The organism is Roseburia sp. OM02-15 (assembly GCF_003481835.1).
GTDB classification, from domain to species: Bacteria; Bacillota; Clostridia; order Lachnospirales; family Lachnospiraceae; genus Eubacterium_I; species Eubacterium_I ramulus_A.
Map to the genome: position 1 here is coordinate 195,652 of NZ_QULX01000001.1, position 26,173 is coordinate 221,824.

General features: G+C 43.8%; 21 protein-coding genes and 1 riboswitch. Of the genes, 16 read left to right on the plus strand and 5 right to left on the minus strand.

Annotated elements, in window-relative coordinates; genetic code table 11:
• The first annotated feature begins 3 nt into the window (after positions 1 to 3).
• From DXB15_RS00995 to DXB15_RS01005, 3 genes are all read left to right on the plus strand, one after another.
• Positions 4 to 726, plus strand: coding sequence for a transaldolase family protein (locus DXB15_RS00995; RefSeq protein WP_158582164.1), 723 nt, complete (start codon positions 4 to 6; stop codon positions 724 to 726).
• Positions 727 to 1,222: 496 nt separating this feature from the next.
• Positions 1,223 to 3,178, plus strand: coding sequence for an oxidoreductase (locus DXB15_RS01000; RefSeq protein WP_243115572.1), 1,956 nt, complete (start codon positions 1,223 to 1,225; stop codon positions 3,176 to 3,178).
• 371 nt (positions 3,179 to 3,549) lie between these two features.
• Positions 3,550 to 4,521 carry an enoyl-CoA hydratase/isomerase family protein gene (locus DXB15_RS01005; protein WP_109215708.1) on the plus strand — a complete coding sequence of 324 codons (972 nt, stop codon included), beginning with the start codon at positions 3,550 to 3,552 and terminating at the stop codon, positions 4,519 to 4,521.
• A 420-nt stretch (positions 4,522 to 4,941) separates the two neighbouring features.
• On the opposite strand, the gene DXB15_RS01010 is transcribed toward DXB15_RS01005, so the two are convergent.
• The 4 genes from DXB15_RS01010 to DXB15_RS01025 all read right to left on the minus strand — a co-directional run bounded on the left by DXB15_RS01010 (position 4,942) and on the right by DXB15_RS01025 (position 10,342).
• Positions 4,942 to 6,237, minus strand: a complete 1,296-nt coding sequence (locus DXB15_RS01010; RefSeq protein ID WP_118701764.1) for an acetyl-CoA hydrolase/transferase family protein — start codon at positions 6,235 to 6,237, stop codon at positions 4,942 to 4,944.
• Positions 6,238 to 6,241: 4 nt separating this feature from the next.
• On the minus strand, positions 6,242 to 7,417 hold the full coding sequence (locus tag DXB15_RS01015) for a thiolase family protein (RefSeq protein ID WP_118701765.1): 1,176 nt from the start codon (positions 7,415 to 7,417) through the stop codon (positions 6,242 to 6,244).
• A gap of 95 nt (positions 7,418 to 7,512) precedes the next feature.
• Positions 7,513 to 9,471: a sodium:solute symporter family protein gene (locus tag DXB15_RS01020; RefSeq protein ID WP_109215711.1), complete on the minus strand. Its 1,959-nt coding sequence runs from the start codon at positions 9,469 to 9,471 to the stop codon at positions 7,513 to 7,515.
• A gap of 91 nt (positions 9,472 to 9,562) precedes the next feature.
• Positions 9,563 to 10,342 (minus strand): cyclase family protein, encoded by a 780-nt coding sequence (locus DXB15_RS01025; protein ID WP_109215712.1) that lies wholly within the window; start codon positions 10,340 to 10,342, stop codon positions 9,563 to 9,565.
• 370 nt (positions 10,343 to 10,712) lie between these two features.
• On the opposite strand from DXB15_RS01025, the gene DXB15_RS01030 reads away from it, so the two are divergent.
• The 13 genes from DXB15_RS01030 to DXB15_RS01090 all read left to right on the plus strand — a co-directional run bounded on the left by DXB15_RS01030 (position 10,713) and on the right by DXB15_RS01090 (position 24,249).
• A complete protein-coding gene (locus tag DXB15_RS01030; protein ID WP_118701766.1) occupies positions 10,713 to 12,086 on the plus strand; it encodes a sigma-54 interaction domain-containing protein in 1,374 nt (457 codons plus the stop codon).
• 569 nt (positions 12,087 to 12,655) lie between these two features.
• On the plus strand, positions 12,656 to 13,879 hold the full coding sequence (gene tyrS, locus DXB15_RS01035; protein WP_109215714.1) for a tyrosine--tRNA ligase: 1,224 nt from the start codon (positions 12,656 to 12,658) through the stop codon (positions 13,877 to 13,879).
• A 197-nt stretch (positions 13,880 to 14,076) separates the two neighbouring features.
• Positions 14,077 to 15,033: a TAXI family TRAP transporter solute-binding subunit gene (locus DXB15_RS01040; protein ID WP_118701767.1), complete on the plus strand. Its 957-nt coding sequence runs from the start codon at positions 14,077 to 14,079 to the stop codon at positions 15,031 to 15,033.
• A gap of 35 nt (positions 15,034 to 15,068) precedes the next feature.
• The gene (gene gltS / locus DXB15_RS01045; protein ID WP_118701768.1) at positions 15,069 to 16,256 is read left to right on the plus strand and encodes a sodium/glutamate symporter; all 1,188 of its coding nucleotides are present in this window, start codon (positions 15,069 to 15,071) and stop codon (positions 16,254 to 16,256) included.
• A gap of 46 nt (positions 16,257 to 16,302) precedes the next feature.
• The gene (locus DXB15_RS01050) at positions 16,303 to 16,503 is read left to right on the plus strand and encodes a hypothetical protein (RefSeq protein WP_118701769.1); all 201 of its coding nucleotides are present in this window, start codon (positions 16,303 to 16,305) and stop codon (positions 16,501 to 16,503) included.
• Between the two features lie 177 nt (positions 16,504 to 16,680).
• Positions 16,681 to 16,789: riboswitch (TPP riboswitch) on the plus strand.
• A gap of 215 nt (positions 16,790 to 17,004) precedes the next feature.
• Positions 17,005 to 17,826 (plus strand): hydroxyethylthiazole kinase, encoded by an 822-nt coding sequence (gene thiM, locus DXB15_RS01055; protein ID WP_118701770.1) that lies wholly within the window; start codon positions 17,005 to 17,007, stop codon positions 17,824 to 17,826.
• Complete coding sequence (gene thiE / locus DXB15_RS01060) at positions 17,813 to 18,469, plus strand: thiamine phosphate synthase (RefSeq protein ID WP_118701771.1); 657 nt, start codon at positions 17,813 to 17,815, stop codon at positions 18,467 to 18,469. Before thiM ends, thiE begins: the two co-directional genes overlap by 14 nt.
• Positions 18,466 to 19,266 (plus strand): HAD family hydrolase, encoded by an 801-nt coding sequence (locus tag DXB15_RS01065; protein ID WP_118701772.1) that lies wholly within the window; start codon positions 18,466 to 18,468, stop codon positions 19,264 to 19,266. Before thiE ends, DXB15_RS01065 begins: the two co-directional genes overlap by 4 nt.
• 93 nt (positions 19,267 to 19,359) lie before the next feature.
• Entirely contained in the window at positions 19,360 to 20,169 is an 810-nt protein-coding gene (gene thiD / locus DXB15_RS01070; RefSeq protein ID WP_109215721.1) for a bifunctional hydroxymethylpyrimidine kinase/phosphomethylpyrimidine kinase, read from the plus strand.
• Positions 20,170 to 21,351, plus strand: coding sequence for a putative hydroxymethylpyrimidine transporter CytX (cytX, locus tag DXB15_RS01075; protein WP_109215722.1), 1,182 nt, complete (start codon positions 20,170 to 20,172; stop codon positions 21,349 to 21,351).
• 125 nt (positions 21,352 to 21,476) lie between these two features.
• Positions 21,477 to 22,007, plus strand: a complete 531-nt coding sequence (thiW, locus tag DXB15_RS01080; RefSeq protein ID WP_118701773.1) for an energy coupling factor transporter S component ThiW — start codon at positions 21,477 to 21,479, stop codon at positions 22,005 to 22,007.
• Between the two features lie 104 nt (positions 22,008 to 22,111).
• Positions 22,112 to 23,422 (plus strand): phosphomethylpyrimidine synthase ThiC, encoded by a 1,311-nt coding sequence (gene thiC, locus DXB15_RS01085; protein WP_118701774.1) that lies wholly within the window; start codon positions 22,112 to 22,114, stop codon positions 23,420 to 23,422.
• 329 nt (positions 23,423 to 23,751) lie between these two features.
• The gene (locus tag DXB15_RS01090; RefSeq protein ID WP_146190205.1) at positions 23,752 to 24,249 is read left to right on the plus strand and encodes a zinc ribbon domain-containing protein; all 498 of its coding nucleotides are present in this window, start codon (positions 23,752 to 23,754) and stop codon (positions 24,247 to 24,249) included.
• 324 nt (positions 24,250 to 24,573) lie between these two features.
• On the opposite strand, the gene DXB15_RS01095 is transcribed toward DXB15_RS01090, so the two are convergent.
• On the minus strand, positions 24,574 to 25,944 hold the full coding sequence (locus DXB15_RS01095; protein ID WP_118701775.1) for an MATE family efflux transporter: 1,371 nt from the start codon (positions 25,942 to 25,944) through the stop codon (positions 24,574 to 24,576).
• Positions 25,945 to 26,173: the final 229 nt, after the last annotated feature.

Consider the following 26,173-nt stretch of genomic DNA (forward strand, 5'->3'; position numbering starts at 1 on the left):
ATTATGGGAAAATTTGAAAGTAAGTTTGATATTTATCTTAACACGGAAGATCCGGCAATTGTCAGAAATATGATTGACAAATATCCGTTTGCAGGCGTGTGCTGTAATCCACAGATGGTGTCCCGTCTTGGAAGACCTGATTTTGCAAATATTGTCAAAGAGCTTCGGGAAGCAACTGGGGAGAGAAAATTATTTATTCAGACACCGTCCAATGATTATGACGGCATTATGCGGGATGCGGAAGCAATTTTAAAAATTTCCGGAGATCCGACAGTGATAAAAATCCCGTGTACTTCAGGTGGAATTCAGGCAATGCAGCAGCTGGCAGGAGATATTGATATCTGCGGTACTCAGGTAATGTCAACACTTCAGGGTGTTTGTGCTTTACAGGCAGGAGCAAAATATGTAGCTACATTTTTCTGCTTTATGCAGATGGGCGGAGCAGATGAATATGGACTCTACGTGGGAGTAGATGCCAAAGCTGTATATTCTGCACTTACCAAATTTATTGAGGTGTCTGGATCGGAAGGTCGCATTATGGCATGTGCACCGAGAACACCAGATGAGTTAAGCTATCTGATCAGCACCGGTGCAACGTCCATTGCCCTTGATCCGATTGATTTTGATAATTGCTTTAATGCACGTCATTTCATTAATTTGAATCATGATGTAAGAAATTCATGGGAGAGTGTGTACGGAAATAAAAATGCATATGATTTAATTTAAGCAAATTAAGGAGTAATTTGCTTTACCAGCGTAAGCCAATCAGGTTTTATAAAAATATAGTGTGAAAGACAGCTCACGAATCATATTGGTTTCGTGGGCTGTTTTATCAGGATGAGATTTTGCGTTTTTGCAAAACAAGCCTTATTTTTGGAGTACAGCACTTTACACATTTACCAAAACTGTGCTGGAAAATAGGCGTTTTTTGTGAAAAAATAGAGAAAACAGGAGAAAAAATGTATTTCAATCTGGCATGAAATTTGCTGATGAAATAAGATAATATGTTTTATCTCAGTCGAGAAGACTCCCACTTCTGCAAGTGGTGAGTAATAACAAGTCTTTCTCAGTGGGAGTACAATCTCCGACTGAGATAAACGCTCCGCGGGGATGTGCAGTGATTCTGAGAAGAATATGTCAGCTTTCGCTGACCAGAATCACGCACCAAGTCTCACGTGCGTTCGACTTGAATTTCAGGTGTAAAAAAGGGGGACAAACAACAGTGAATTCAAAATATTCAAATCTATCCAAACCGATCCGCATCGGTAATGTTGTAGCAAAACATCGTATTTTTTCCGCACCGACCGGTCTGATGGGATATACACCGGAAGGTCATCTGACAACCGATAACAGAGCTTTTTTTGAATATAGAGCAAGTGGCGGATGTGCGGTTGTATCTATGGGAGAATGCATTATTCATGGAGCCAGCGGTTCTTCTCATAATCTTCAGCCTGCATTGGATGACATTACATTATTACCGTCACTGACCATGCTGGTGAAAGATATCAAACGTCGTGGTGCACTGGCAAATATTGAGCTGTCACATGGTGGCAAGTACGGTGGAATCACAAGTATTGGTGGAGACATCAAAGAAGGTAAAGTGGCTTATGGACCGAGTGAAGAAATTCTGCCGGATGGACAGCATGTTTACGAAATGCCGAAAGAGATGATTCATGAATTGACAAAATATTATGGCAAGGCAGCTGAAATGGCGAAACGTGCCGGATTCGATATGGTAAATGTTCATGCGGCACATGGATGGCTGTTCAGCCAGTTCCTTTCCCCGTTACAGAATCACCGCACCGATGAATATGGAGGTTCATTAGAAAACCGTGCAAGATTTTTCTTAGAGACACTGGATGAAGTGCGCCGGGTTGTTGGAAAAGGATTCCCGATCGAAGTGCGTATGAACGGCGATGATTTCGTGGAAGGAGGCATGCATCTGGATGATTATGTAGAGTTTGCAAAACTGATCGAAGACAAAGTAGACCTGATCAATGTTTCCTGTGGAAGTCATGAGGTAGAGAGATTATTTGTGCGTACTCATCCAAGTATGTTTTTTGAGCACGGATGTAATGTATATCTGGCAGAAGCGGTGAAAAAGGCAGTAAAAGTACCGGTTTCCTGTGTCGGCGGTCTGAATGATCCTGCACAGATGGAGGAGATCATTGCTTCCGGAAAAGCGGATATCGTAGAACTGGGACGTGCGCTGTTGGCAGATCCGGAATTACCGAAGAAAACATTCAGTGGCAGAGAAGATGAGATCCGTCCGTGTCTGAGATGTTTTGAGTGTCTGGGACATTCCGTAGAAGCTATGGGAACAAAATGTTCCGTTAATCCGATCGTTGGAAATGAACTTTCTGAGTTCCGTTATGTTCCACCGACACCATCCAGAAAAGTGCTGGTGATCGGCGGTGGACCGGGCGGTATGCAGGCAGCGATCAAAGCGAGTGAGCGCGGTCATAATGTTATTTTGTGTGAGAAAACAGATGACCTTGGCGGGGCACTGAAATTTGCGCAGACCGTGGATTTTAAAGAAGACCTGTATAAACTGAGTCGTGTGCTGAAAACACAGCTGTTAAAAACAAATGCAGAGGTTCGTTACAATACAAAAGTGACGCAGGAGCTGATCGAGGAGATCAAGCCGGATGTCGTGATTGTGGCAACCGGAGCAGTACCGATCATTCCACCAATTCCGGGAATCAACGGAAATAATGTATATCTTGCATCAGAAGTAGAGGAAAAAGGTACGGATCAGTTAGGAGATGAGATCGTAATCCTTGGTGGTGGACTGGTAGGTTGTGAGACTGCGATCCATCTTGGAAAACTGGGCAAGAAAGTAACCGTTGTGGAGATGCGCTCCGAGGCAGCTGCAGACTGCAACTGTTTCCATAAGATTGCAATTGGAATGGAGCTGGAGAAATATGTTACGGTACTGACAGATACGAAAGCAGAAAATATCACAGACAAAGGTCTGGAAGGACTGGACAAAGATGGAAATAAAATCTTTGTATCGGCAGATGCTGTTATCTGTGCGGCAGGTATGCGTTCCGATACAACCGTTGCCGATATGGTACAGAAAATGGAGATCGAGATGTATGTGATTGGTGATGCAGTCAGACCGAATAAAGTAACACAGGCTATTTTTGATGGTTACTACATTGCAAAATATTTATAAAATGTAAAAGCGTGAGGACGGTTCTTTTCAGAATCGTCCTTATATTTTGGTCTGTTATAAAACAAAAAAAGAATAGGGAAAGTTACAAATTTTGTCTGTTATGAGATTAAAAATGGGAGCTGGAATTTCATGATTTTTTGCGTTTATACAAATTATTTCTGCAAATTTGAGAATTTCAATGCAAAAAGAGAACGCAAACTACATTCTAAAATTTCAAAAAATACCGTAAACACGCATGAAAACGGGAATAAATGAAAAAACGGACAATCTGGCATGGTTATTGCGATTAATAATGGTATCAAATCATAGAAGTGTACGTCTCGACACAGACTGAGACAAACGTATTGGGAAATAAGGAGGAATCAAACATTATGAAAAAAGATATCATGGCAGAATATGTCAAATTACCGGAACTGGAAGAATATAAAGAGTGGTTCAAAGATCATTTTGACCTGTACCGTGAAGACGGTATTTTACAGGTAACAATGAAAACCAAAGACCACGTTATGTGCTGGTCCGGTTCCAGTCACCGAGCAATGAGTCAGTTAAGCCGTGTCATTTCTCTGGATCGTAAAAATGAGATCCTGATCTGGACACATACCGGTGACAGCTGGATGATGGATAAAGATCCAAACGGATGGCAGACTTATGCAGATGAGCGTTTCGATCATCAGTATATTGATGATTATGACCTGATCAAAAACATGATCTTTGATATTAATATTCCGACTATCGGTGCGATTCCGGGACCGGGTTTCCACTGGGATTCTGCATTATTATGTGATGTTACAATCTGTGCAGAAGATGCAAAATTTGATGATGACCATTTATTCTTTGGTCTGATCCCGGGTGATGGAATGTTTATGCTGATGCAGCATTTCCTTGGAACAAAACGTGCAAACTATTATGCTTATACCTGCCGTCAGTGGACAGCTCAGCAGGCACTTGACTGGGGCTGGGTCAATGAACTTTGCCCGAAGGGAAAAGTAGTAGAGCGTGCATGGGAGATCGCACGTATGATCAAATCCCTTCCAAGAGAGACACGTACAATCATGTCTCACCTCTGCAAACGCCCGTTAGAGAAATTACTGGTAGACGATTTGAAGATCCATACCTTAAGTGAGCAGTACAGTACCATTTACAGAATCGCTCAGAAAGATTACGGTGAGGCTCAGGTAGATGAGAAAGATATGTCCGCAGTTCATCATTATCGTTATACACGCGGCGAAAATGAGTGGTTACAGCAGCCGATCAGAAGTTGGGATGATATCCGTAACGATGTTCCGAAGTGGGCAAAAGAACATGGATTTGTAGAAGCAGACGAGCGTTTCGAAGAAAAGTAACGCTGATTGGTTGTCCAAAACCAGAGTGTGTTTAAAAAGCTGCCGCATGATTCGAAATGCGGCAGTTTTGTGTTCCTCATAGAAAAGATAGAAATGATCTTGTCTACTTGAGGTGATTTATCTCAGTCTGAGTTGAGACTCCCACTTCTGCAAGTGGTGAGTAGTAACAAGTATTTCTCAGTGGGAGTTCAATCTCCGACTGAGATAAATGCTCCGCGAGGGCGCACATTGTCTGGGAGACAATGGTTTTGCGCCGACCGGAACGGAGTGTAGAGTGCAGTGATTCTGAAAAGAAGATGTCAGCTTGCGCTGACCAGAATCACGCACCAAGTCTCACGTGCGTTCGACTTGAAATAACCAAAATCCTTCTGGCTATATACTGTTTGAAACGAAGAAATTTTATAATTGTGACATTCCATTTTACATGAGAAGCCGTTTTCGGGCCTCATAGATTAGTTCTTCCCGGAACTTTGGGTGTGCGATGGAAATCAGAGCCTGAATACGTTGTCGTATTGTTTTACCACGTAATTTTGCGATTCCATATTCAGTCACAATGTAGTCTACATCGTTTTTTCCGGTGGTTACGATGGAACCGTCCGTCAGTGTTGGACGAATCCGGCTGACCGTACCATTTTGGGCAGTGGAATGAAAGGCAATAAAACTTTTGCCACCTTTTGATGTTGTGGCACCTTTTACAAAATCAACCTGTCCACCGCTGCCGGAAATATGTATGGTTCCGATGGATTCTGCGCAGACCTGACCGTAAAAATCGACTTCCAGAGCCGCATTGACGCTGATCATATTCGGATGTTGTGCGATAATGTACGGATCATTGACTTGTGTGACTGGTAATAACAAAATATCCGAATTATCACTGACAAAATCATACATATGCGCGGATCCCATCATGAAAGTAGCAATCGTTTTTCCTGTGTTTAACGGTTTGCGGGAGTTGTCAACGACGCCGGCTTCTATGAGGTCGATCATACTGTCGGTGAGCAGTTCAGAATGGATGCCGAGATGCTTTTTATTCATCAGGGCGCTTCCGACAGCATCCGGAATTGCGCCGATACCAAACTGAATCGTGGCGCCGTCTGGGATTTCTTCTGCAATCAGATTTCCGATGGTCGTGCTTGTGTCGTCCATTTTTCCACGCTTCATAATTGGAATGGAATCGTTGCTTTCATAAAGTGCTGTGACTTCCGAAATGTGGATTTTTGGTGTACCACAGGGACGCGGAAGGTTATGGTTGACTTCCAGAAAGATATGAGAAGATTTTTTCTTCAGAATTTCTCCCAGAGAGCCATTACAGGTAGAGAAATATCCGTTTTCGTCCATGGGACTTACCCGGGTACACCAAAAATCAATATGTTCGTACTGGTCGATCAGGTCTGGTACTTCATGATAATTGCAGGGAGCGATGTCACCATATCCCTGTGCGATTCCCTTGCGTGCAGAGACACCGGAAAACCATGATATTCCATGAATGGAAGATGCGCAGGATTCCTGGTAACATTCGTATGGATAGACATCTAACAGGGTGTTCAGTGTCAAATCCTGCAGTTTTCCCTCTTTTGCACGTTGTTCTATCAGTTGAATCAGACGATAAGGCTGACTTAACGGTGCATCCAGAAAACCTCTCCATCCAGGAGAAATCTGTGTTGCAATTATTTCCGGATCGGTAAGTTTTTGCTCGTATAATTGTTGAAAGGTCATTGTGTCAGGACTCCATTTCAAAGATGCCGGCTGCTCCCATTCCACCACCAATGCACATGGTTACCATGCCATATTTTTCATTTCGACGTTTTAATTCCGAGAGAACTTTACAGGTAAGGAATGCACCGGTTGCTCCCAATGGGTGCCCGAGGGCCATGGCACCGCCATTTGGATTTACTTTTTCCATCGGAATTTCCAGTGTTTTGATACATGCGAGTGCCTGAGAAGCAAATGCTTCGTTTAATTCCACAACACTGATGTCATCCAGTGTCAGGTTTGCTTTTTTCAGTGCTTTTGGAACGGCAACGATCGGACCGATTCCCATGACATTTGCAGGAACTCCACCAACGGCAAAAGATACGAACCGTGCGATTGGTGTATAACCTAATTTCTCAGCGGTTTCTCTTGCCATCATTACGACAAAACCGGTTCCGTCTGTCATCTGAGAAGAAGTAGCTGCAGTGACGCGACCGTTCTCACGGAAGCATGGTTTTAAAGTAGCCAGACTTTCCATACTGGTTCCCGGGCGGATGCCCTCATCTTTTGTGACAGTAATTTCTTTGCCCTGGAAAGTAGTGGTGACAGGAATGATTTCTTCATCAAATTTGCCGGCCGCCTGTGCTTGAGCCGCCAGTTTATGGCTTCGGACAGCCATTTCTTCCATATCTTCCCGGGAAATATTATATTTTTCAGCGACAAGTTCAGCGGTTTCGCCCATGATGATATAGGCATCAGGATTTTCTTCCATCAATTTTTCGTCAATTTCGATATCGGGATCGACCATATTCATGCCTGTCATCTGTTCACAGCCACCTGCTACAATGATATCCATATCGCCGGCTTTGATGGCATTGGCAGCGGTGGCGATACTCTGCAGACCGGAAGAACAGAAACGATTGATGGTCTGTGCGCAGACGGAATCGGGAAGCCCTGCACGCTGTACGATCAGTTTTGCGGCATTGTATCCCATTCTCTTTTCCGGAAAGGCACAGCCGACGATGACGTCATCGATCAGTGCAGGATCAAAATGATCCAGTTTGGCCAGAACACCTTTTAAGACCTGTGCACCATATTCAATTGGATGAGTTTCTGCAAAGGAACCCTTGAATGCTTTTGCCATGGCAGAACGGCCTGCGGCAACAATAACGGCATCTCTTGGATTTTTTTTCTCTGTATTCATAAATTATTTTCCCCTTTTGAGAACGATTCCGAACGACCGACAGTGTGATCGGCGTTCGGAATTGTTCAGAAGTTATGATTGTTTATGGTTAGATATTATTTGATTGCTGCAAGGCCTTTTTCGGTAATTTCATATTTACGACGCATTAAGCCTTTTTCTTTGATATATCCTTCACGGGTCAGGTGAGAGGAGATAGCAGCCATCTGCATAGAACGAATCTTCTTTGCGGCGATCCATTCGTTCTGTTTGTGAGCATCACCGGTTTTTACCAGTTTCAGGAATTCTACATAATCCGGGGTCAGACCAACGGAAGCGAGTTTTGCATCATTTCCGGAGAGACCGATCACTGCGCGGCCTTTATCTGTAGCAGAGAAGGTGTACAGTTTGGACATGTTCAGACCTGCTCTCTGGATGTAACCGCCACGATCCAGATGTTCGATCGCTGCATCTGTAACTTTGGAATCCAGACCCATGTAATCTGTGATGTCAGCCATGTATTTGTGACCTACACAGATCAGACGAAGAGCTTCTTTATCAGTAGCATCTAATGTGATATTTTCACGGTTGTGATCGTTTGGAACCCGTTCCCAGTCAGACTCACCGAAGTATTTCGGTTTGCCGAACAGGCTGGCAATGATAGCTGCCACAAAGGATACGATCAGACCAAGAGTAGCAAGGTAAATGTAGCTGCCGACAACGAATACACCGGTTAATTCCAGTAATTCAAATACTGCCATGACAACCATTCCACATAATGCGCCCCAGAAAGCACCGGTGGAGTTGAATTTTTTCCAAACCATACCAAGTAATAATAATACGGATGGTGGAACGAGCCAGCAGTTTGCAAATGCAAACAGGTAAGTAGGACCACCCGGGAACTGGCAGAGGATAAATGTTACAGCACCAACAATGATGAGGATCCATTTAGAAGCACGAAGTCTCTTTTTCGGATCTCCGCTCTTGTCGATGAGACGCTGATAAATATCACGTGTCATAACGGCAGAAGCACCAAGTGCTGAGGTAGCAGATGTAGAAACAGAAGCTGCTACAGCACCGATAACGGCCAGTGAACCGAATAACGGAATCAATGTGGAAGCGATAAATCCGTAAGCACCTGTCGGCATTACAGTACCGCCATTAAATGTAAATACTTCCGGATGGAAAGCACCTGCGTACAGACCAACGATACCAAGCGGTACACAGAAGATGATCAGCAGTAAAAATGCAGACCATACGAAGGATTTACGTGCAACTTTTTCAGAACGGCAGTTTGCAATCTTCATCCAGTAGTAGTTATTTCCCCAAACCAGAGCGGATGCAAACAGAATTACAAAGTTGATAACGGACGGATAAGTCAGTCCTGCGTTCGGGATGGTTCCCATGAAACCTTCACCCATCGGGTTGCCATTTGGCCATGCACTTGCGAGACCGCTGAGCGGACCATACTGTTTGATAACAAGTACCATAACAAGCGGAACGATGATAATACCCATGATAACCTGTACCAGGTCAGTCATGGAAATAGCCCACATACCTGAAATGTATGTAAAAGCAATGATAACTGCGAAAATAACAGCAGTAACAACAGCTTTATTCCAGCCTGTGTATGCACAGATATTTGTGATGGCGGATACAATGTTGTTTGCCATGATACCGAGCATACCTACAACAGATGTAATAGCGATAACGGAACGTGTTTTGCCGTCATAACGCATTTCCAGGAACTCCGGAAGTGTCTGAGCACCACAGCGGCGAACAAAGTTAGAATAAAGTAAGCCGTAAAATGCAAGTCCGCAGAAGCTGTAGATTGCACTCCAGAGGAAAGATCCTTTAAAACCAAACTGAATGGCAAAGCCGGGAGCCAGAGCCATGGTAGTTCCGGCAAATCCGATTGCGATAACACCGAAGATGTTCATTCCGGTAGAAATCTGACGACCGGCCAGAACGTAATCATCGGTTTCCTTGACCCAGTTCTTTGCGACAAAACTGGATATGAACAGGAATGCTAAAAAGATAATAAATATTACTAAGAAAACGATATTTTGAGTAGCCATATGCTTCTCCTTTCATGTCAGTAATTTCTTCCTTTAGAAGATAAATATAATTGTCGGATTTTTATCATACTAAAGTATTTATGGGAAACCGTTATTCTTCAAAAATAGCAACGACGCGGCTCCAACCGGCACTTGCACCTTTAATCTTAATCGGGAATGCACATACAGTATATCCGGTGAGAGGGAGTGCTTCCAGGTTGGTCAGTTTTTCGATATGGCAGTATGCTTTTTCGGCACCGGCACGATGACCTTCCCAGAGTACGGAAGCATCTCCGGTTTCCTGGAACATTTTTGCTTCATATGGAAGCGGGACATCCCAACTCCATCCGTCTGTACCACAGACATGCACTCCTTTATCGATCATCCATAAGGTAGCTGCTTTGCTGACACCACAGCCGGCTACCAGGTATTCTTTGGTACCCCAACGTTTGTCTGCACCTGTGTTCAGCAAAAGGATATCTCCCGGCTGAAGTTCATAACCGACTTTTTTAAAATATTCTTCAAAATCTTCCGGCATCAGTCTGTATCCGTCCGGTTTGTCTCTCATGTCTACTTTTACACCGTTTCCGACACACCACTCTAAAGGAACTTCATCAATGGTCCATGCTTTTTCCCCATTGTTCATGGTTGGATAATAATGCCATGGGGCATCCAGATGAGTACCGGAATGGGTACATAACTGGGCAAAATCGATCGCCCATCCGTTTCCTTCCGGCAGATCATCGATTGTTGCACCCGGAAAATAATTGCCCATCTCCGGTGCAGTATCTTTATGGTTTCTTCTCTGGATATGCGGAATTTGAATTTCCGGATCACTTGGCAGATCTTCTTCAAGAACCATGCTGATGTCTACAATTTTTTTGATTTTCATACCTAAACCTCCTAACATTTTTCTGCACATTCTGATATTTAAAGGACAAAACACAGAATGGACATTGACAGTTTCCTGTCCCCCATTTTTGTTACCTCTTAACAAACAGCAAGAAACATGCCAGAGCAGAAATCCGCTGTTTTGGCGGATTTCAGAAAATATACAGTGTCAGGATATCCGTACATAAATGATTGTTTTTTTAAAAAAGATTGCAGATAATACGTTTTTTATGCATGTATGGTTTTAATGACATGTAAGGAAAAACTGACAGGGATTATGCAAAATGAATAAAATAGTTACTGAAATACAATGGAAAGTTGAATAAAAGTGCTAAACATGATAAAATATTTCGAAAGAAAGAGGTGGGGATATGGCACAATTATCAATGAAGGATGCCAGAGAGTTTATGAATGCATTAAATTCATTTGCTATTCTGGATGCAAATGGACGTTATACATATGTCAGCGAAAACTGGTGCCGGATGACAAACTGCACAGAGGAAAATGCGTTGGGGCGCAGAGTAGAAGACATTGTACCGGATACACTGGCACATCAGGTATATGAGACCGGTCAGCCAGTGTTTGGTCATCCGGTTGTCCTGAATGATGTAACAATGTTTACAAATTATATTCCACGGTTTTCTGCGGATAAAAAGGTGGTAGGGTGTTTTTTATACACGATTGTTCATGGTGCGAGAGAAGCAATGCAATTGGAAAAGCAGCTTCAGGCCTTGTCTGAAAAAGTGGAGTACTATCAGAAGCGCCTGAGCAGAGAGCATGGAGCGAAGTATTCTCTGGAAAATATTATAGGAGAAAGTCCGGAGATTTTGCATTTGAAAAATCAGATCCGTCAGGCGGCAGCATCATCGTCAACCGTTCTTATTGAGGGGGAAACAGGAACGGGTAAAGAGTTGATTGCACATTCCATTCATACGTTGAGTCCAAGAGCTACTTCCGATTTTGTCCGCGTTAACTGTTCGGCAATTCCGGAAGATCTGATGGAATCTGAATTCTTTGGTTATACGTCGGGAGCATTTACCGGGGCATTAAAAGATGGCAAAAAAGGACGTTTTCTGGTTGCCAATCATGGATCCATTTTTTTGGATGAAGTAAATCTGCTTCCGGTTACAATGCAGCCGAAATTTCTTCGCGTTCTTCAGGAACATGAAGTGACACCGGTGGGAAGTGCAGATAGTGTACCAATTGATATTCGTGTGATTGCGGCAACAAATAAATCGCTGCTTGATCTGGTAGAAAAAGGTGCGTTTCGAATGGATTTATATTTCCGATTGAATGTCATTCGCATACAGGCTCCGGCGTTGAGAACACATAAACAGGATATTCCGTTATTGGTTGAGAATATGATTGAAAAACTGAATCGGGAGATGGGGACATTTGTACAGGGAATTGAGCCGGAAGCACTGAATTTCCTCATGAAATATGACTGGCCGGGAAATATTCGTGAACTGCAAAATTATGTGGAGGTGGCAATGAACAATGCAACTTCACCAATTTTGACACAGGCAGATTTTGTCCATTCAGAGTCTTTCAAAACCCTGGTCAGTCGTTACTCATCAGCACCGAAGACTACTTATAATCTGCGGCTGTTGAGAATGGAGTTTGAAAAGAATATTATTCAGGAAGTATTACAGACAACGCATGGAAATAAACAGCAGGCTGCGAAAATGATGGGAATTTCAAGAACGGTTCTTTACGAAAAACTGAAAGAGCATGGACTGATCTAAATAATCTTTCTGGACATGAAAATCCCCCATATAGCCTCCGGCAGGCGGATGTTGTAGGAAGCGCAAACTTTACATTGACATTTCCAAACGCAACTTTTATAATAATGAGCGTGTAAAAAATAATTGCAGACAAAAACAGCAATGACTGAAACAAGTAAGTATGAGCGGAACATACAGAGAGCTGCCGGATGGTGAGAGGCGCATGGAAAACTGATACCGAATACATTCACAAGCTGCGCATTGAACGTTATCAGAACCGGACGGAAAAATAGATTTTTAAAGATATTTTGAGTCATAAAATATGGAAGAAAAGTTTTGATGATCAGTAGGCTGTGCCGGGAGCAACCGTTATATTGCAGAAGTATTGTCAGATACTTGGTGAGGCGGATCGTGTGAGCGGTCTGTGAATTAAGGTGGTAACACGAGATTTTATCCCGTCCTTATGCATGTACAGTGCGTGAGGGCGGGTTTTGTAATTATAAGACATAAAAAGCCTGAGACTGATTTTTGAATAATTACAAAGTGTATAAGAAAACTATTTTAAACATGGATAAAAAGGAGAGTACATTATGACAGTTTATGACGAGTTAGTAGCCCGTGGTCTGATCGCCCAGGTTACAGATGAAGAAGAGATCAAAGAATTAATCAATAACGGAAAAGCAACATTTTACATCGGATTTGACCCGACAGCAGACAGCCTTCATGTAGGACATTTCATGGCTCTGTGTCTGATGAAGAGACTGCAGATGGCAGGCAACAAACCGATCGCCCTTATCGGCGGCGGTACAGCTATGATCGGTGATCCGTCCGGACGTACTGACATGCGTCAGATGATGACAAAAGAGACCATCAACCACAACTGTGAGTGTTTCAAAAAACAGATGTCCCGTTTTATTGATTTTTCCGATGGAAAAGCATTAATGGTAAACAATGCAGACTGGCTGCTTGGCTTAAATTATGTAGAAGTTCTGCGCGATATCGGACCGCATTTCTCCGTAAACCGTATGCTTTCTGCTGAGTGCTACAAACAGCGTATGGAGCGTGGATTAAGCTTCTTAGAGTTCAACTACATGATCATGCAGAGCTACGATTTCTATGAGTTATTCCAGAGATACGGCTGCAACATGCAGTTTGGTGGTGACGATCAGTGGTCCAACATGCTTGGTGGTACAGAGCTGATCCGTCGTAAACTTGGTAAAAACGCATGCGCAATGACCATTACACTGCTTCTGAATTCTGAAGGCAAAAAAATGGGTAAAACCCAGTCCGGCGCTGTATGGCTTGACCCGGAGAAAACATCTCCATTCGAGTTCTACCAGTACTGGAGAAACGTTGGCGATGCCGATGTATTAAAATGCCTGCGTATGCTGACCTTCCTTCCGTTAGAGCAGATCGATGAGATGGATAAATGGGAAGGAAGCCAGTTAAATACTGCAAAAGAGATCCTTGCATTTGAGCTGACAAAACTGGTTCACGGCGAGGAAGAAGCTACAAAAGCACAGGAGAGCGCACGCGCACTGTTCTCCGGCGGAAATGCAGCAAATATGCCGACTGCAACGATCACAGAAGAAAATCTGCGTGACGGCGAGATTGACATCATGGGTCTGCTGGTTGCTTCCGGATTATGCGCATCCCGTTCCGAGGCACGTCGTGCAGTACAGCAGGGCGGAGTTGCCGTAAACGGCGAGAAAGTTGCTTCTATCGAAGCTTCCTACAAACCGGAAGACATCAACAAAGAAGACTTTGTATTACGCCGTGGTAAAAAGAACTACCGCAAAATTATTTTTGAGTAAGATTTGAAAAATAAGATCAGATTATAGTAACAGACAGGCAGAGCCAGCATAATATTTCTATGTTCGCTCTGCTTTCTGTAAGTTACAGTGTGCTCCTTGCATGCATTCAGAAAGTGATAATGCTTGCCTTGCATGAAAAGTAATCTGAATGGAGAGGAATGTACTGTACTGATAGTAAATTTACAAGGAGAAACTTCATGAAAAAAATAATAGCACTATTCTTAAGTCTCTCTCTGGTTTTCGCTGTGGGCTGTGGAAGCACATCCACAACATCCATCCGTTTTGGCTCCGCTGCCGTGGGCGGTATGTATTCTGCGTTTGCAAATGCGTACACACAGGTAGTTGCTCAGGATGATGACAGTCTGCAGTTTTCCGTGCGTGCAACCGCGGGATCAGCAGCAAATATCCGTCTGCTTTCTGACGGTTACATTCAGATGGCGATCGCACAGGCGGATCTGACTGACGATGCGTACCACGGAACCGGAGATTTTAACAAAAAACCACTGCACGGTTACAGTGCGGTAGCAGCTTTGTATACCGAAGCCTGCCAGATCGTTGTCCGTGCGGATTCTGACATCCACAGTGTGGATGATCTGCTTGGCAAAAAAATAAGTATCGGTGAGGAAGAGTCCGGAACTGAGCGAAATGCAAAACAGATCCTTGAGGCTTATGGTCTTTCTGATGAACTGGTAGACTGTGAAAATCTGGATTACACCCAGGCAGCAGAGGCACTTGTTTCTGAAAAAATCGATGCCATGTTCTGTACTGCCGGTGTACAGACAACCGTTATCGAGGAGCTGACCCGTCAGCGCGGCATCCGTCTGCTGTCACTTGATGAGACACATATTCAGAAACTGATGGCAGCGTATGATTTCTATACACCGTATACAATTCCGGTGTATACATACAGCGGACAGTCTGAGGAGGCAACAACCGTTGGTGTGCAATCACTTCTGCTTGTCAGTGATGAGCTGAGTGATAAAACAGTGGAAACTCTGACCGAACAGTTATTCAGCCGCAAGCAGGATATTCAGTATTCCCTGCCGCTGGATCTTCAGTTGGATGAAACCAGTGCGACGGAAAATGTGACAATTCCATTCCATGACGGAGCTGCGGCTTATTACGAAAAACATGGAATCACTGTGAATGAGTAAAAAAGGTACTTGTTGATAAGTTTGAAAGGATTTTTATGGAACTACATTTAGATATGTATCAGACCCTTGCCATTGCGGTACTGGTTCTGTTACTTGGTAGATTTTTGAAGAAAAAAATTAATTTTCTGGAAAAATTCTGTATTCCGGCGCCGGTCGTTGGTGGTTTGCTTTTTGCAATCCTGACCTGCGTACTATATGGAACCGGAATTGCAGAAGTTTCCTTTGATGATACGTTGCGAGAAGTCTGCATGGTATTTTTCTTTACTTCTGTAGGATTTCAGGCAAACCTTAAAGTTTTAAAAAGCGGTGGTAAATCGCTGATCGTGTTCTTAGGACTGGTTGTAGGACTGATCCTGTGTCAGAACTTCCTGGCAGTAGGAATGTCAAAAGTCCTGAACCTGGATCCGTTGATTGGTCTGTGTACCGGTTCTATCCCGATGGTTGGAGGACATGGTACCGCGGGTGCTTTCGGACCGGTTCTGGAAGATTTTAATGTCTCCGGTGCAACGACATTGTGTACAGCAGCGGCAACTTTCGGTCTGATCACCGGAAGTCTGATCGGTGGTCCGATCGGTAAATCTCTGGTGGAGAAAAAGAACCTAATCACCACCGCAGTAGCAGAGGATGACAGCCTTCTGGTAGAGGATGAGAAAAAACATACCCGTCATACTTCCATGTATGCGGCAGCTGTATTTCAGCTGATCCTTGCTATTGGTCTGGGAACAATTTTCTCATGGCTTTTGACAAAAACAGGTATGACATTCCCGATTTATATTGGAGCTATGATTGCGGCAGCGTTGTTTAGAAATATTGGAGAATATTCCGGTAAGTTTACAATTTACATGGGTGAGATTAACGATATCGGTGGTATCTGTCTGTCCCTGTTCCTTGGTATTGCCATGATTACACTGAAACTGTGGCAGCTGGCAGCACTGGCATTGCCGTTGGTAATCCTGCTGTCCGTTCAGGTACTTTTGATGTTTATCTTTGCCAGATTCATTGTATTCAACGTTATGGGACGTGATTACGATGCGGCAGTACTTGCAGCCGGAACCTGCGGATTTGGTATGGGTGCGACACCGAATGCCATGGCAAACATGCAGGCAATCTGCGACCGTTATGCACCATCCGTAAAGGCTTATCTGATCATTCCGCTGATCGGAAGTCTTTTCGCAGACTTTTTGAACAGTCTGATCATTACATTTTTTATCAATTTGCTGTAACTTTAACTTATAATAAACACAAACATATTACTTTGGAGGAAACTCTATGTTTTGGAAAAAGAAAAAACAACAGGACGGTAAGAAAACAACACACGAATCCTATGATGTAAAATATGAAAATCTGGCAGTTCCGGAGGTACATACTGAACCGGAAGTGGAAGATGAAGAGGGCGAAGAAGAACAGGATTCCATCACTTATGAATCTGTGGCGATCCCGGAGATTCATATTAGAAAAAAGAAAAAATAAAGAATTGTGCTGAAAATGATATCTTTAAGATGGTATAAGAAAAATGCTTATACTTATTGCAATTAAAGTGGTGCAGTGCTATAATATCGTCAATCAACAAGGGCTTGATGTTGAAAAACGTCAGATAATTGCTGGGTTGGAATTTTGCAGAAGTTCATCTGTAAAATACGATAAGAGAATAAGAAAAAGGGGAGCTTGCCGACAGCAGGCTGAGAGCGGACTAAGTGGTCTGGACCCGTAACCTGATTTGGATAATGCCAACGTAGGGATATAGCGGATGCAGTATTTTTTGTATTGTTTATAAAGCGGATATACCGATTTTGGTGTATCCGCTTTATTGTTGTAAAAGGATGTGCCCTTGAAAAGCGTGAGTGTGAATCGCAAAGTAGTACATTTTGAAATTTTAGTTGTTATAGAGAAGTATGTTTTAAAAAGATGATTATAAAATCATACAACAATGTATTTCTTGAGAATAGATTGTTTTTTAAGGAGAAAAGAGAAATGTTAGGAACATGTCTGGAAAACGTAAGAACACAGGTACCTCTGGTACACAACATTACAAATTATGTCACCGTCAACGATGTGGCAAACGTATTATTAGCCTGTGGTGGAAGCCCGATTATGGCAGATGAAGCAGAAGAAGTAGAAGATATCACTACAATTTGTGGTGGTTTGAATATCAACATCGGTACCTTAAATAAACGCACGATCGCGGGAATGTTACTTGCAGGAAAACGTGCAAATGAGCTGGGACACCCGGTTTTACTTGATCCGGTTGGCGCAGGCGCGTCCGCACTTCGTACCAACACTGCCATTGAACTGATGGATACCTTACATCCAACCGTGATCCGTGGAAATATTTCCGAGATCAAGACACTGGCATCCGGCAGCGGTACTACAAAAGGTGTAGATGCAGATGTGGCAGACGCTGTGACAGAGGACACTTTGGATCAGGCAGTTGCCTTTGTGAAAAATTTTGCAAAGCAGAGTGGTTCTATCGTGGCAATTACCGGCGCGATTGATCTGGTGAGCGATGGAGAGAAATGTTATGTCATCCGCAACGGCAGACCGGAGATGGGAAAAATTACCGGAACCGGTTGTCAGTTATCCGGTGTGATGACAGCATATATTACCGCAAATCCGGATAATAAACTGGAAGCAGCAGCGGCGGCAGTCTGTGTGATGGGACTTGCCGGTGAGATCGGTTGGCGCAACATGCAGGAAGGCGATGGCAATTCCACTTATCGCAACCGTATTATTGATGCCATTTACAATATGAACGCGGAAACATTAGCGCAGGGGGCAAAATATGAAATTCAATAGAAATACATTGACAAAGGATCAGTTACTTTTATATGCAGTCACAGACCGCCACTGGTTAAACGGCAGAACCTTGCATTCTGTTGTAAAGGAGAGTCTGGATGGCGGAGTGACCTTTGTACAGTTAAGAGAAAAACAGCTGGATGAAGCGCATTTTATGGAAGAAGCAAAAGATTTGCAGGCGCTTTGCCGTGAATATAACGTACCATTTATCATTAATGACAATGTGGATATCGCACTGGCGATGGATGCAGACGGCGTGCATGTGGGACAGAGCGACATGGAAGCCGGAGATGTCCGTGCAAAATTAGGACCGGACAAAATTATCGGTGTGTCAGCACAGACCGTAGAGCAGGCGATTTTAGCAGAAAAACACGGCGCAGATTATCTGGGCGTCGGCGCGGTATTCCCGACCGGTTCTAAGGATGATGCGACAGAAGTGCCGCATGAGACGTTAAAAGCAATCTGTGAAGCGGTATCCATTCCGGTCATTGCCATTGGTGGAATCACACAGGAGAATGTATACACACTTGCTGGAAGCGGTATTTGCGGTATCGCTGTGATCAGTGCGATTTATGCACAGCCGGATATCAAGAAGGCAGCAGAAAATCTGAAAGCTGCAACCGAGAAGATGGTGAAAGCATGAGTCAGAAAAATGTGATGCAGGAGAATGTGTTTCAGAAAGATACTATGCAGACAGATGTGATGCGGGAGAATGCGTTTCAGAAAGATACAGTGCAGACAGATGTAGTTCAAGAGAATATGTGCAAGAAAGATGAAGCACAAAAAAATGGTATTCGTGGAGCAATTTTCGATTTGGATGGAGTGTTATTAGATTCTATGTCAGTTTGGAACGATCTTGGAGTGCGGTATCTGAAAAAACGTGGCATTGAGCCGGAAGATGGACTGGGTCAGATCCTGTTCTCTATGAGCATGGAGCAGGGTGCAGATTATTTAAAGGAGCAGTACCATTTGCCAGATACACCGCAGGAAATTTTAAACGGCATCGAGCAGATGATTCAGGATTTCTATTTTTACGAAGTGCAGCCAAAAGAAGGCGCAAAAGAGCTATTACAGTTTTTACAGAAGCAAAATGTAAAAATGATCACGGCAACTTCCAGTCCACGGGAGCATGTGACGAAAGCATTGCAGCGAATCGGTTTGTTTGATTATCTGGAGCAGATATATACCACCGGAGAAGTGGGAGAAAGCAAACATTCTCCGCTGATCTATCAACTGGCAGCAGAAAGCCTTGGCACAAAACCGGAAGAAACACTGGTTTTTGAAGATTCTCTGTATGCACTGAAAACTGCTAAAAAGGCAGGCTTTCGGGCAATCGGCGTATACGATGCTGACGGAGAAACGGATCAGGAGGGTGTGCGCCAGACAGGGGAATTATATTTAAAGCGGTTATCTGAGTTTGAGCAATATTGGACAAATTAGTAAATATCTGCGATAGGTCGGGGGCACCACTTCCTGTCGCATTAGAAAACGTATGCTGAACAAATAAGAGACAAATGAGAGGAGATTAAGTTTATGAGAACAGCAGTAACGATCGCCGGAAGCGATTCCAGCGGAGGCGCCGGTATCCAGGCGGATATCAAGACAATGATGGCAAATGGCGTATATGCCATGAGCGCGATCACTGCCCTGACCGCCCAGAACACGACCGGTGTCACAGGAATCTTAAACGCAACGCCGGAGTTTTTAGGGCAGGAACTTGATTGCATTTTTACAGATATTTTTCCGGATGCAGTCAAAATTGGAATGGTTTCTGAAAAAGAACTGATCTGCGTGATCGCAGAGAAATTAAAGCATTATCAGGCGAAAAATATCGTGGTGGATCCGGTGATGGTGGCGACCAGTGGAGCGCGCCTCATCAGTGAGGATGCTATTGATACCTTAAAACAGAAATTATTTCCGCTTGCCACTGTTTTGACACCGAACATTCCGGAGGCAGAAGTGCTGACGGGGATGAAAATCAAAAGTGCCGAAGACATGATCAAAGCAGCAGAGCAGATTTCAAAGGAATATGACTGTGCCGTGCTTTGTAAGGGAGGCCATCAGTTAAATGATGCCAACGACCTGCTTTTTGCCAACGGCAGCTATCACTGGTTCAAAGGCAAACGTATCGATAATCCGAATACCCACGGAACGGGATGCACACTTTCTTCCGCGATCGCATCCAATCTGGCAAAAGGTTATGATCTGCAAACGGCGGTAGAGCGTGCAAAGGAATATATTTCCGGCGCACTGGCAGCAATGTTGGATCTGGGGGCAGGAAGCGGACCGATGGATCACGGATTTGCCATTGAAAATGAATTTACGAAAGAACAGGGGGAGTAAGTGATGGAAAAGAGAACTTCCCTTTTGGAAAACGGACTGATCTGGTTTGGCGCGGGCGTATCCATTGCTGAAATTCTGACAGGAACCTATTTTTCTTCTTTAGGATTTCAAAAAGGTCTGGCAGCGATTTTGATCGGACATGTCATTGGTTGTGTCATGCTGTTTCTGGCAGGTGTGATCGGTGGAAAAAGCCGTCTCAGTGCCATGGAGACTGTAAAAAGCAGCTTCGGAAATAAAGGTGGTCAGTTTTTTGCCATTTTAAATGTCCTTCAGCTGGTAGGATGGACCGCTATCATGATCTATGATGGAGCTTTGGCAGTAGACGGCATGGTTTCGACCGGAAGATGGCTCTGGTGTCTGATCATTGGCGCACTGATCGTTGTGTGGATTTTGATCGGCATTACAAATCTTGGAAAAATCAATACCGCAGCGATGGTACTGCTTTTTATTCTGACATTGGTTTTGTGCAAAGTAATTTTTTTTGACGGAAATGTCATTCAAAGTACCGCAGACGACAGTCTTTCCTTTGGAGCAGCGGTGGAACTTGCTGTGGCAATGCCGCTTTCCTGGCTTCCACTGATCAGCGATTATACAAGAGAAGCGGAAAAACCGGTAAAAGCAACGGCAGTCAGTGCCATTGTATACGGCATTGTAAGCTGCTGGATGTATGTCATCGGAATGGGAGCAGCGCTGTTTACCGGAGAATCTGACATTGCACAGATTTTACTGAAAGCGGGACTCAGTATTGCCGGTCTGCTGATCATTGTTTTTTCTACCGTAACTACCACGTTTCTGGATGCGTATTCTGCCGGGATTTCCAGCGAATCCATTTTCAGTAAAATCAAAGGAAAATACGCCGCTATTGTGGTGACGATCATTGGAACTGTGGGAGCGATTTTGTTCCCGATGGACGATATTACAGATTTTCTGTATCTGATCGGATCGGTATTTGCACCGATGATCGCAATTCAGATCGCAGATTTCTTCTTGTTGCACAGGGACAGACGTAAAAATGCTTTTGACTGGCGCAATCTTATCATCTGGGTGATCGGTTTCGTTCTTTACCGACTGCTCATGCGGGTGGATCTGCCAGTTGGAAATACATTGCCGGACATGGTGATCACGATCGTGATCTGCGTGATCGTCGGCAAAGTTGTGGGTGAGAAATCCACAGAAAAATAGAGTCAAACATAGGTGAGACTTAAGATACGATTCAGGTCAGTATGAGATTCTTTTACGAAAGAAAACTTATTAACGGACAAAAGATTCGTAAAAACAGGAAAAAGAAAAAAGGAGGTTGAGAGTAAATGAAACAGAGTGACACAGTGAAAAAACTTGCGATGGCGGGGGTTCTGACAGCAGTTGCTGTTGTCGGCAGTCTGCTCAGTTTTCCGATTTTTGGAAGCAAATGTGCACCGGTACAGCATATGGTAAATATTCTGGCAGCGGTTGTACTTGGTCCGGGATGGGGCGTTGGTATTGCATTTTGTGCAAGTCTGATCCGTAATCTTCTGGGACTGGGAAGCCTGATGGCATTTCCGGGAAGTATGATCGGCGCGTTATGCTGCGGTCTGGCTTACATGGCATTCCGAAAACTGTGGCTGACCTGTATCGCAGAGGCATCCGGAACAGGAATCCTTGGCGGACTTGCTGCTTATCCGGTTGCAAAACTGTTTATGGGACTGAATCCGGGCGGTTTGTTTGTATACATTGTGCCATTTCTTGTTTCCACAGTCGTAGGAAGTATTCTGGCTTATTTTCTGGTAGGCGCGCTGCAAAAAGGCGGCGTGATCAGTCAGATACGGCCGGAACGTACATCGGTTTTGAAAAAATCATGATGTATTAGTAGGTAATGCATGGCGGCAAATTGGGGGCACCACCTTTTGTCGCATAAGAAAAATGTTGTGGGCATAAACAGTCATTCATGAAAGAAGGAGAAAAAATGAGAAATTACACAACACAGATGGACGCAGCAAGAAAAGGAATCGTAACACCGGAAATCGAGGCGGTTGCGAAGAAAGAACATATGACGTCCGAGGCGCTGATGAAGCTGGTAGCAGAGGGTAAAGTAGCCATCTGCGCAAACAGGAATCATACCTGCTTGAATCCGGAGGGAGTCGGCAGCATGCTGCGTACCAAGATCAACGTAAATCTGGGGGTATCCAGAGACTGTAAAGATTATGATATCGAGATGCAGAAAGTAATGAGCGCGGTAAATCTGGGCGCTGAGGCGATCATGGATCTGTCCAGCCACGGAAATACACAGCCATTCCGCAGAAAGCTGACGAGCGAATGTCCGGCGATGATCGGTACGGTTCCGGTTTATGACAGCGTCATCCACTATCAGAGAGATCTGGCAACATTAACAGCCAGAGATTTCATTGATGTAATTCGGATGCATGCCGAAGACGGAGTGGATTTTGTCACACTCCACTGTGGAATCACAAGAAAGACCATTGAACAGATTAAGAAACACAAACGTAAAATGAATATCGTAAGCCGTGGCGGAAGTCTGGTATTTGCATGGATGAGCATGACCGGAGAGGAAAATCCTTTCTACGAGTACTACGACGAGATTCTCGATATCTGTGAAGAATATGATGTGACCATTTCATTAGGTGATGCCTGCAGACCGGGTTGTCTGGCAGATGCCACAGATGTATGTCAGATTGAAGAGCTGGTAAGACTTGGAGAGCTGACCAAGAGAGCATGGGATCACAACGTACAGGTTATGGTAGAAGGTCCGGGTCACGTGCCGCTTGATCAGGTAGCTGCAAATATGAAAGTACAGCAGAGTATCTGCATGGGCGCCCCGTTCTATGTATTAGGACCGATCGTAACTGATATCGCACCTGGATATGACCATATCACAAGTGCCATCGGTGGTGCTGTGGCAGCAATGAACGGAGCAGCTTTCCTGTGTTATGTCACACCGGCAGAGCATCTGGCACTTCCAAACGTAGAAGATGTAAAACAGGGAATTATCGCATCTAAAATTGCAGCTCATGCAGCAGATATTGCAAAAGGTGTTCCGGGAGCCCGTGATATCGATGACAAGATGGCAGAGGCCCGTCAGAAACTTGACTGGGATGCCCAGTATGCATGTGCACTGGATCCGGAGACTGCAAAAGCAATCCGCGACAGCAGAAGCCCGGAAGAAGATCACAGTGACACATGTAGTATGTGTGGTAAATTCTGTGCAGTGCGCAGTATGAATAAGGCACTTGCAGGGGAGTATATTGATATTTTATAAGAAAAACATTGACAAATCGTCCTCATTAAGAGATTCTTTTAAGGAACTTCGTGAGGGAGTAGTTTGCACAGTAAGAATTGTGTGATTTGTCAACAACCTGTTTATCGTTTTTAGGATAATCTGGCAAATCTTAATGAATGAGACTCATGTATGTCAATAGGGATTAATTTTTAATTCTATGGCATACATGGGTCTCTTTTTTTGAATCTATCAGAATGTACTAGTTATCACAGTTAATAAAAAGTTTATAGAAAATTCCTTGTGCAATGGCAGAATTACGGTATAATAAAGAAAAACTTGAAAACCATACACAGAAAGGGGTTTTGAAAATGGATTTTTTTGACAAATTAGGAAACACAATTTCCGCAGCAGGAAAAACAGGTTTAAGCAAAGCGAAGGAGATTAAAGATACAGCGAGAATCACATTAGATATTCAGGAACGTGAAGGAGCGATCCGCAAACTTTATCAGGATCTTGGACAGGCTTATTATCAGGCTCACAAAGATGATGAGAATCCGGAATACGAGCAGATTGCTGAGATTAGAGCCGCTTTTGAAGAAATCGGTGAATTAAAATCAGCAAAAGATGATATCCGTGGAATCAGAAGATGTCCGGAGTGTGGTGGAGCTGTTGCTGATAGTGCAAACTTCTGCTCGAATTGTGGTGCAAAATGCGAAAAACCGGAGCCGGAAGTATATGAAGGTGAAGTAGTTGATTCTGAGGAAGAGGCAGCTGAGGAGACAACAGAAACTGAAGCTGAGACAGATGCAGAAGATGCACCGGTAGCTGAGGAAGCATTTGAAGATGAGGATAAAACCGAAGAATAAATCTTGCTCCGTGTGGATGAAAATTTGATATTGTGAAGGGAAAAAGTCTATTTTGTCTCATCGGCTAACAATCGCTCGCTGAGAAAAAATAGACTTTTTTCCATTTACGCATTGATATGTTGAAATTTTCATCCACACTACGCTGCGTGACGCATTTACATGCGGTTACACATTAGATGTAGGTAATAGACGGATTTTATAGCGAAACAGATTAGTGGCTGCATAACCGTTGTTGTGTACGTAAATTAAGGGCCTGGTTTTATTTTTTCTCAGCGAGCGATTGTTAGCTGCGGAGACAAAATAAAACCAGACCCTTTTAACAACTTAAATTTCCGCAGAAACCTGCTTCGGAAACGCCTTTTTCGTATAAATGATCATCAGTATCGCACCAATGAGCCAGGAAATCGGATATACCATATACACGCCATCAATGGTTGGAATATGCGGCACAGCCAACTGAATCCATACGACACGATACACACACAGTGAAATCAGGATAATAACCATCGGCGGCACAGATTTTCCGATTCCACGGATCGCTCCTGCCAGGCCATGCATGATAGCCAGCATAAAGTAAAACGGGCAGAAGTACCACATAGCACGGACACCATATTCAATTACCGTCGGATCCTTGGAAAATACACCAATGATCGGATGTGAGAACAGTAACAAAATGCCGCCAATGCAAAGGCAGTAAATCACTCCCATGGCAACAGTTACGTTCATGCCTTTTCGTACACGATCCATATTTCCGGCACCATAATTCTGACCGGCAAATGTGGTAGCCGCCATACTGAAACTCATAACCGGCAGAATATTAAATCCGTCGATCTTGATATAAGCTGCAAATCCTGCCATAGCCAGTGCACCATAGCTGTTGACACTGGACTGAACCAGTACATTTGCAAAAGAAATAACAGTATTTTGGATTGCCGTTGGTACACCAACCTGAATGATACGAACAGCCACTTCTTTGTGAATCCGGATTTTTCTTAATGCTACTTTGTAGCTTTCATCTACCCGCATCAAATACAACATACACAGCACCGCGGAAAGCACCTGACTAATATCGGTCGCAATGGCAGCACCGGCGATTCCCATTTTTAACACCGGGATAAATAAAAGATCCAGTACGATATTTGTAAAAGAAGCAATGGCAAGGTACAACAGGGAACGCTTGGAATTACCAACTGCGTTTAAAATACCGCTTGCCATATTATAAAGAACGCTGAACAGCAGTCCTGCAAAATACAGTCTTAAATAAATAACGGACTGTGGCATAACCTCATCCGGTGTTCCCATCCAGCGCAGGATCTGCGGAGAGAGTGTGATACCAAGCACGGTCAGCACGACACCAAGGATCAGTGCGATTGCCAGAGCAGTATGTACAGATTCATGAATGCCCTTCTTATTTTGTGCTCCGATAAACTGTGAGACAATGACACCGGCACCGGCTGCGGCCCCCATACTGAAGGAAATCAGCAGACTGATCAGAGAAGAACTGGAACCAACGGCCGCCAGCGCTTCACTTCCGAGTGAATTTCCAACGACGATGGAATCCACGGTGTTATATAACTGCTGAAGCATATTTCCAAGAATCAGCGGAATGGAAAAAAGTAAAATGTGTTTCCAGATCGTACCTTCTGTCATCAGGGTAGAACCGGATGATTTTCTTTTATGTAGAGCAATTCCCATATCAATTCCTCCTATAGTTACTCACCAAGCCTCACATGTGTTCGACTTGAATAAAGATATATTTTTTATCTGTGAATTGGTTAACAGCGATAACTTATATTATAACGCTACTTATTTACAGGAATCAATATGAAAATAGAAGATGTAAATTCAAGTCGAACGCACGTGAGACTTGGTGCGTGATTCTGGTCAGTGCAAGCTGACATCTTCTTTTCAGAATCACTGCGCT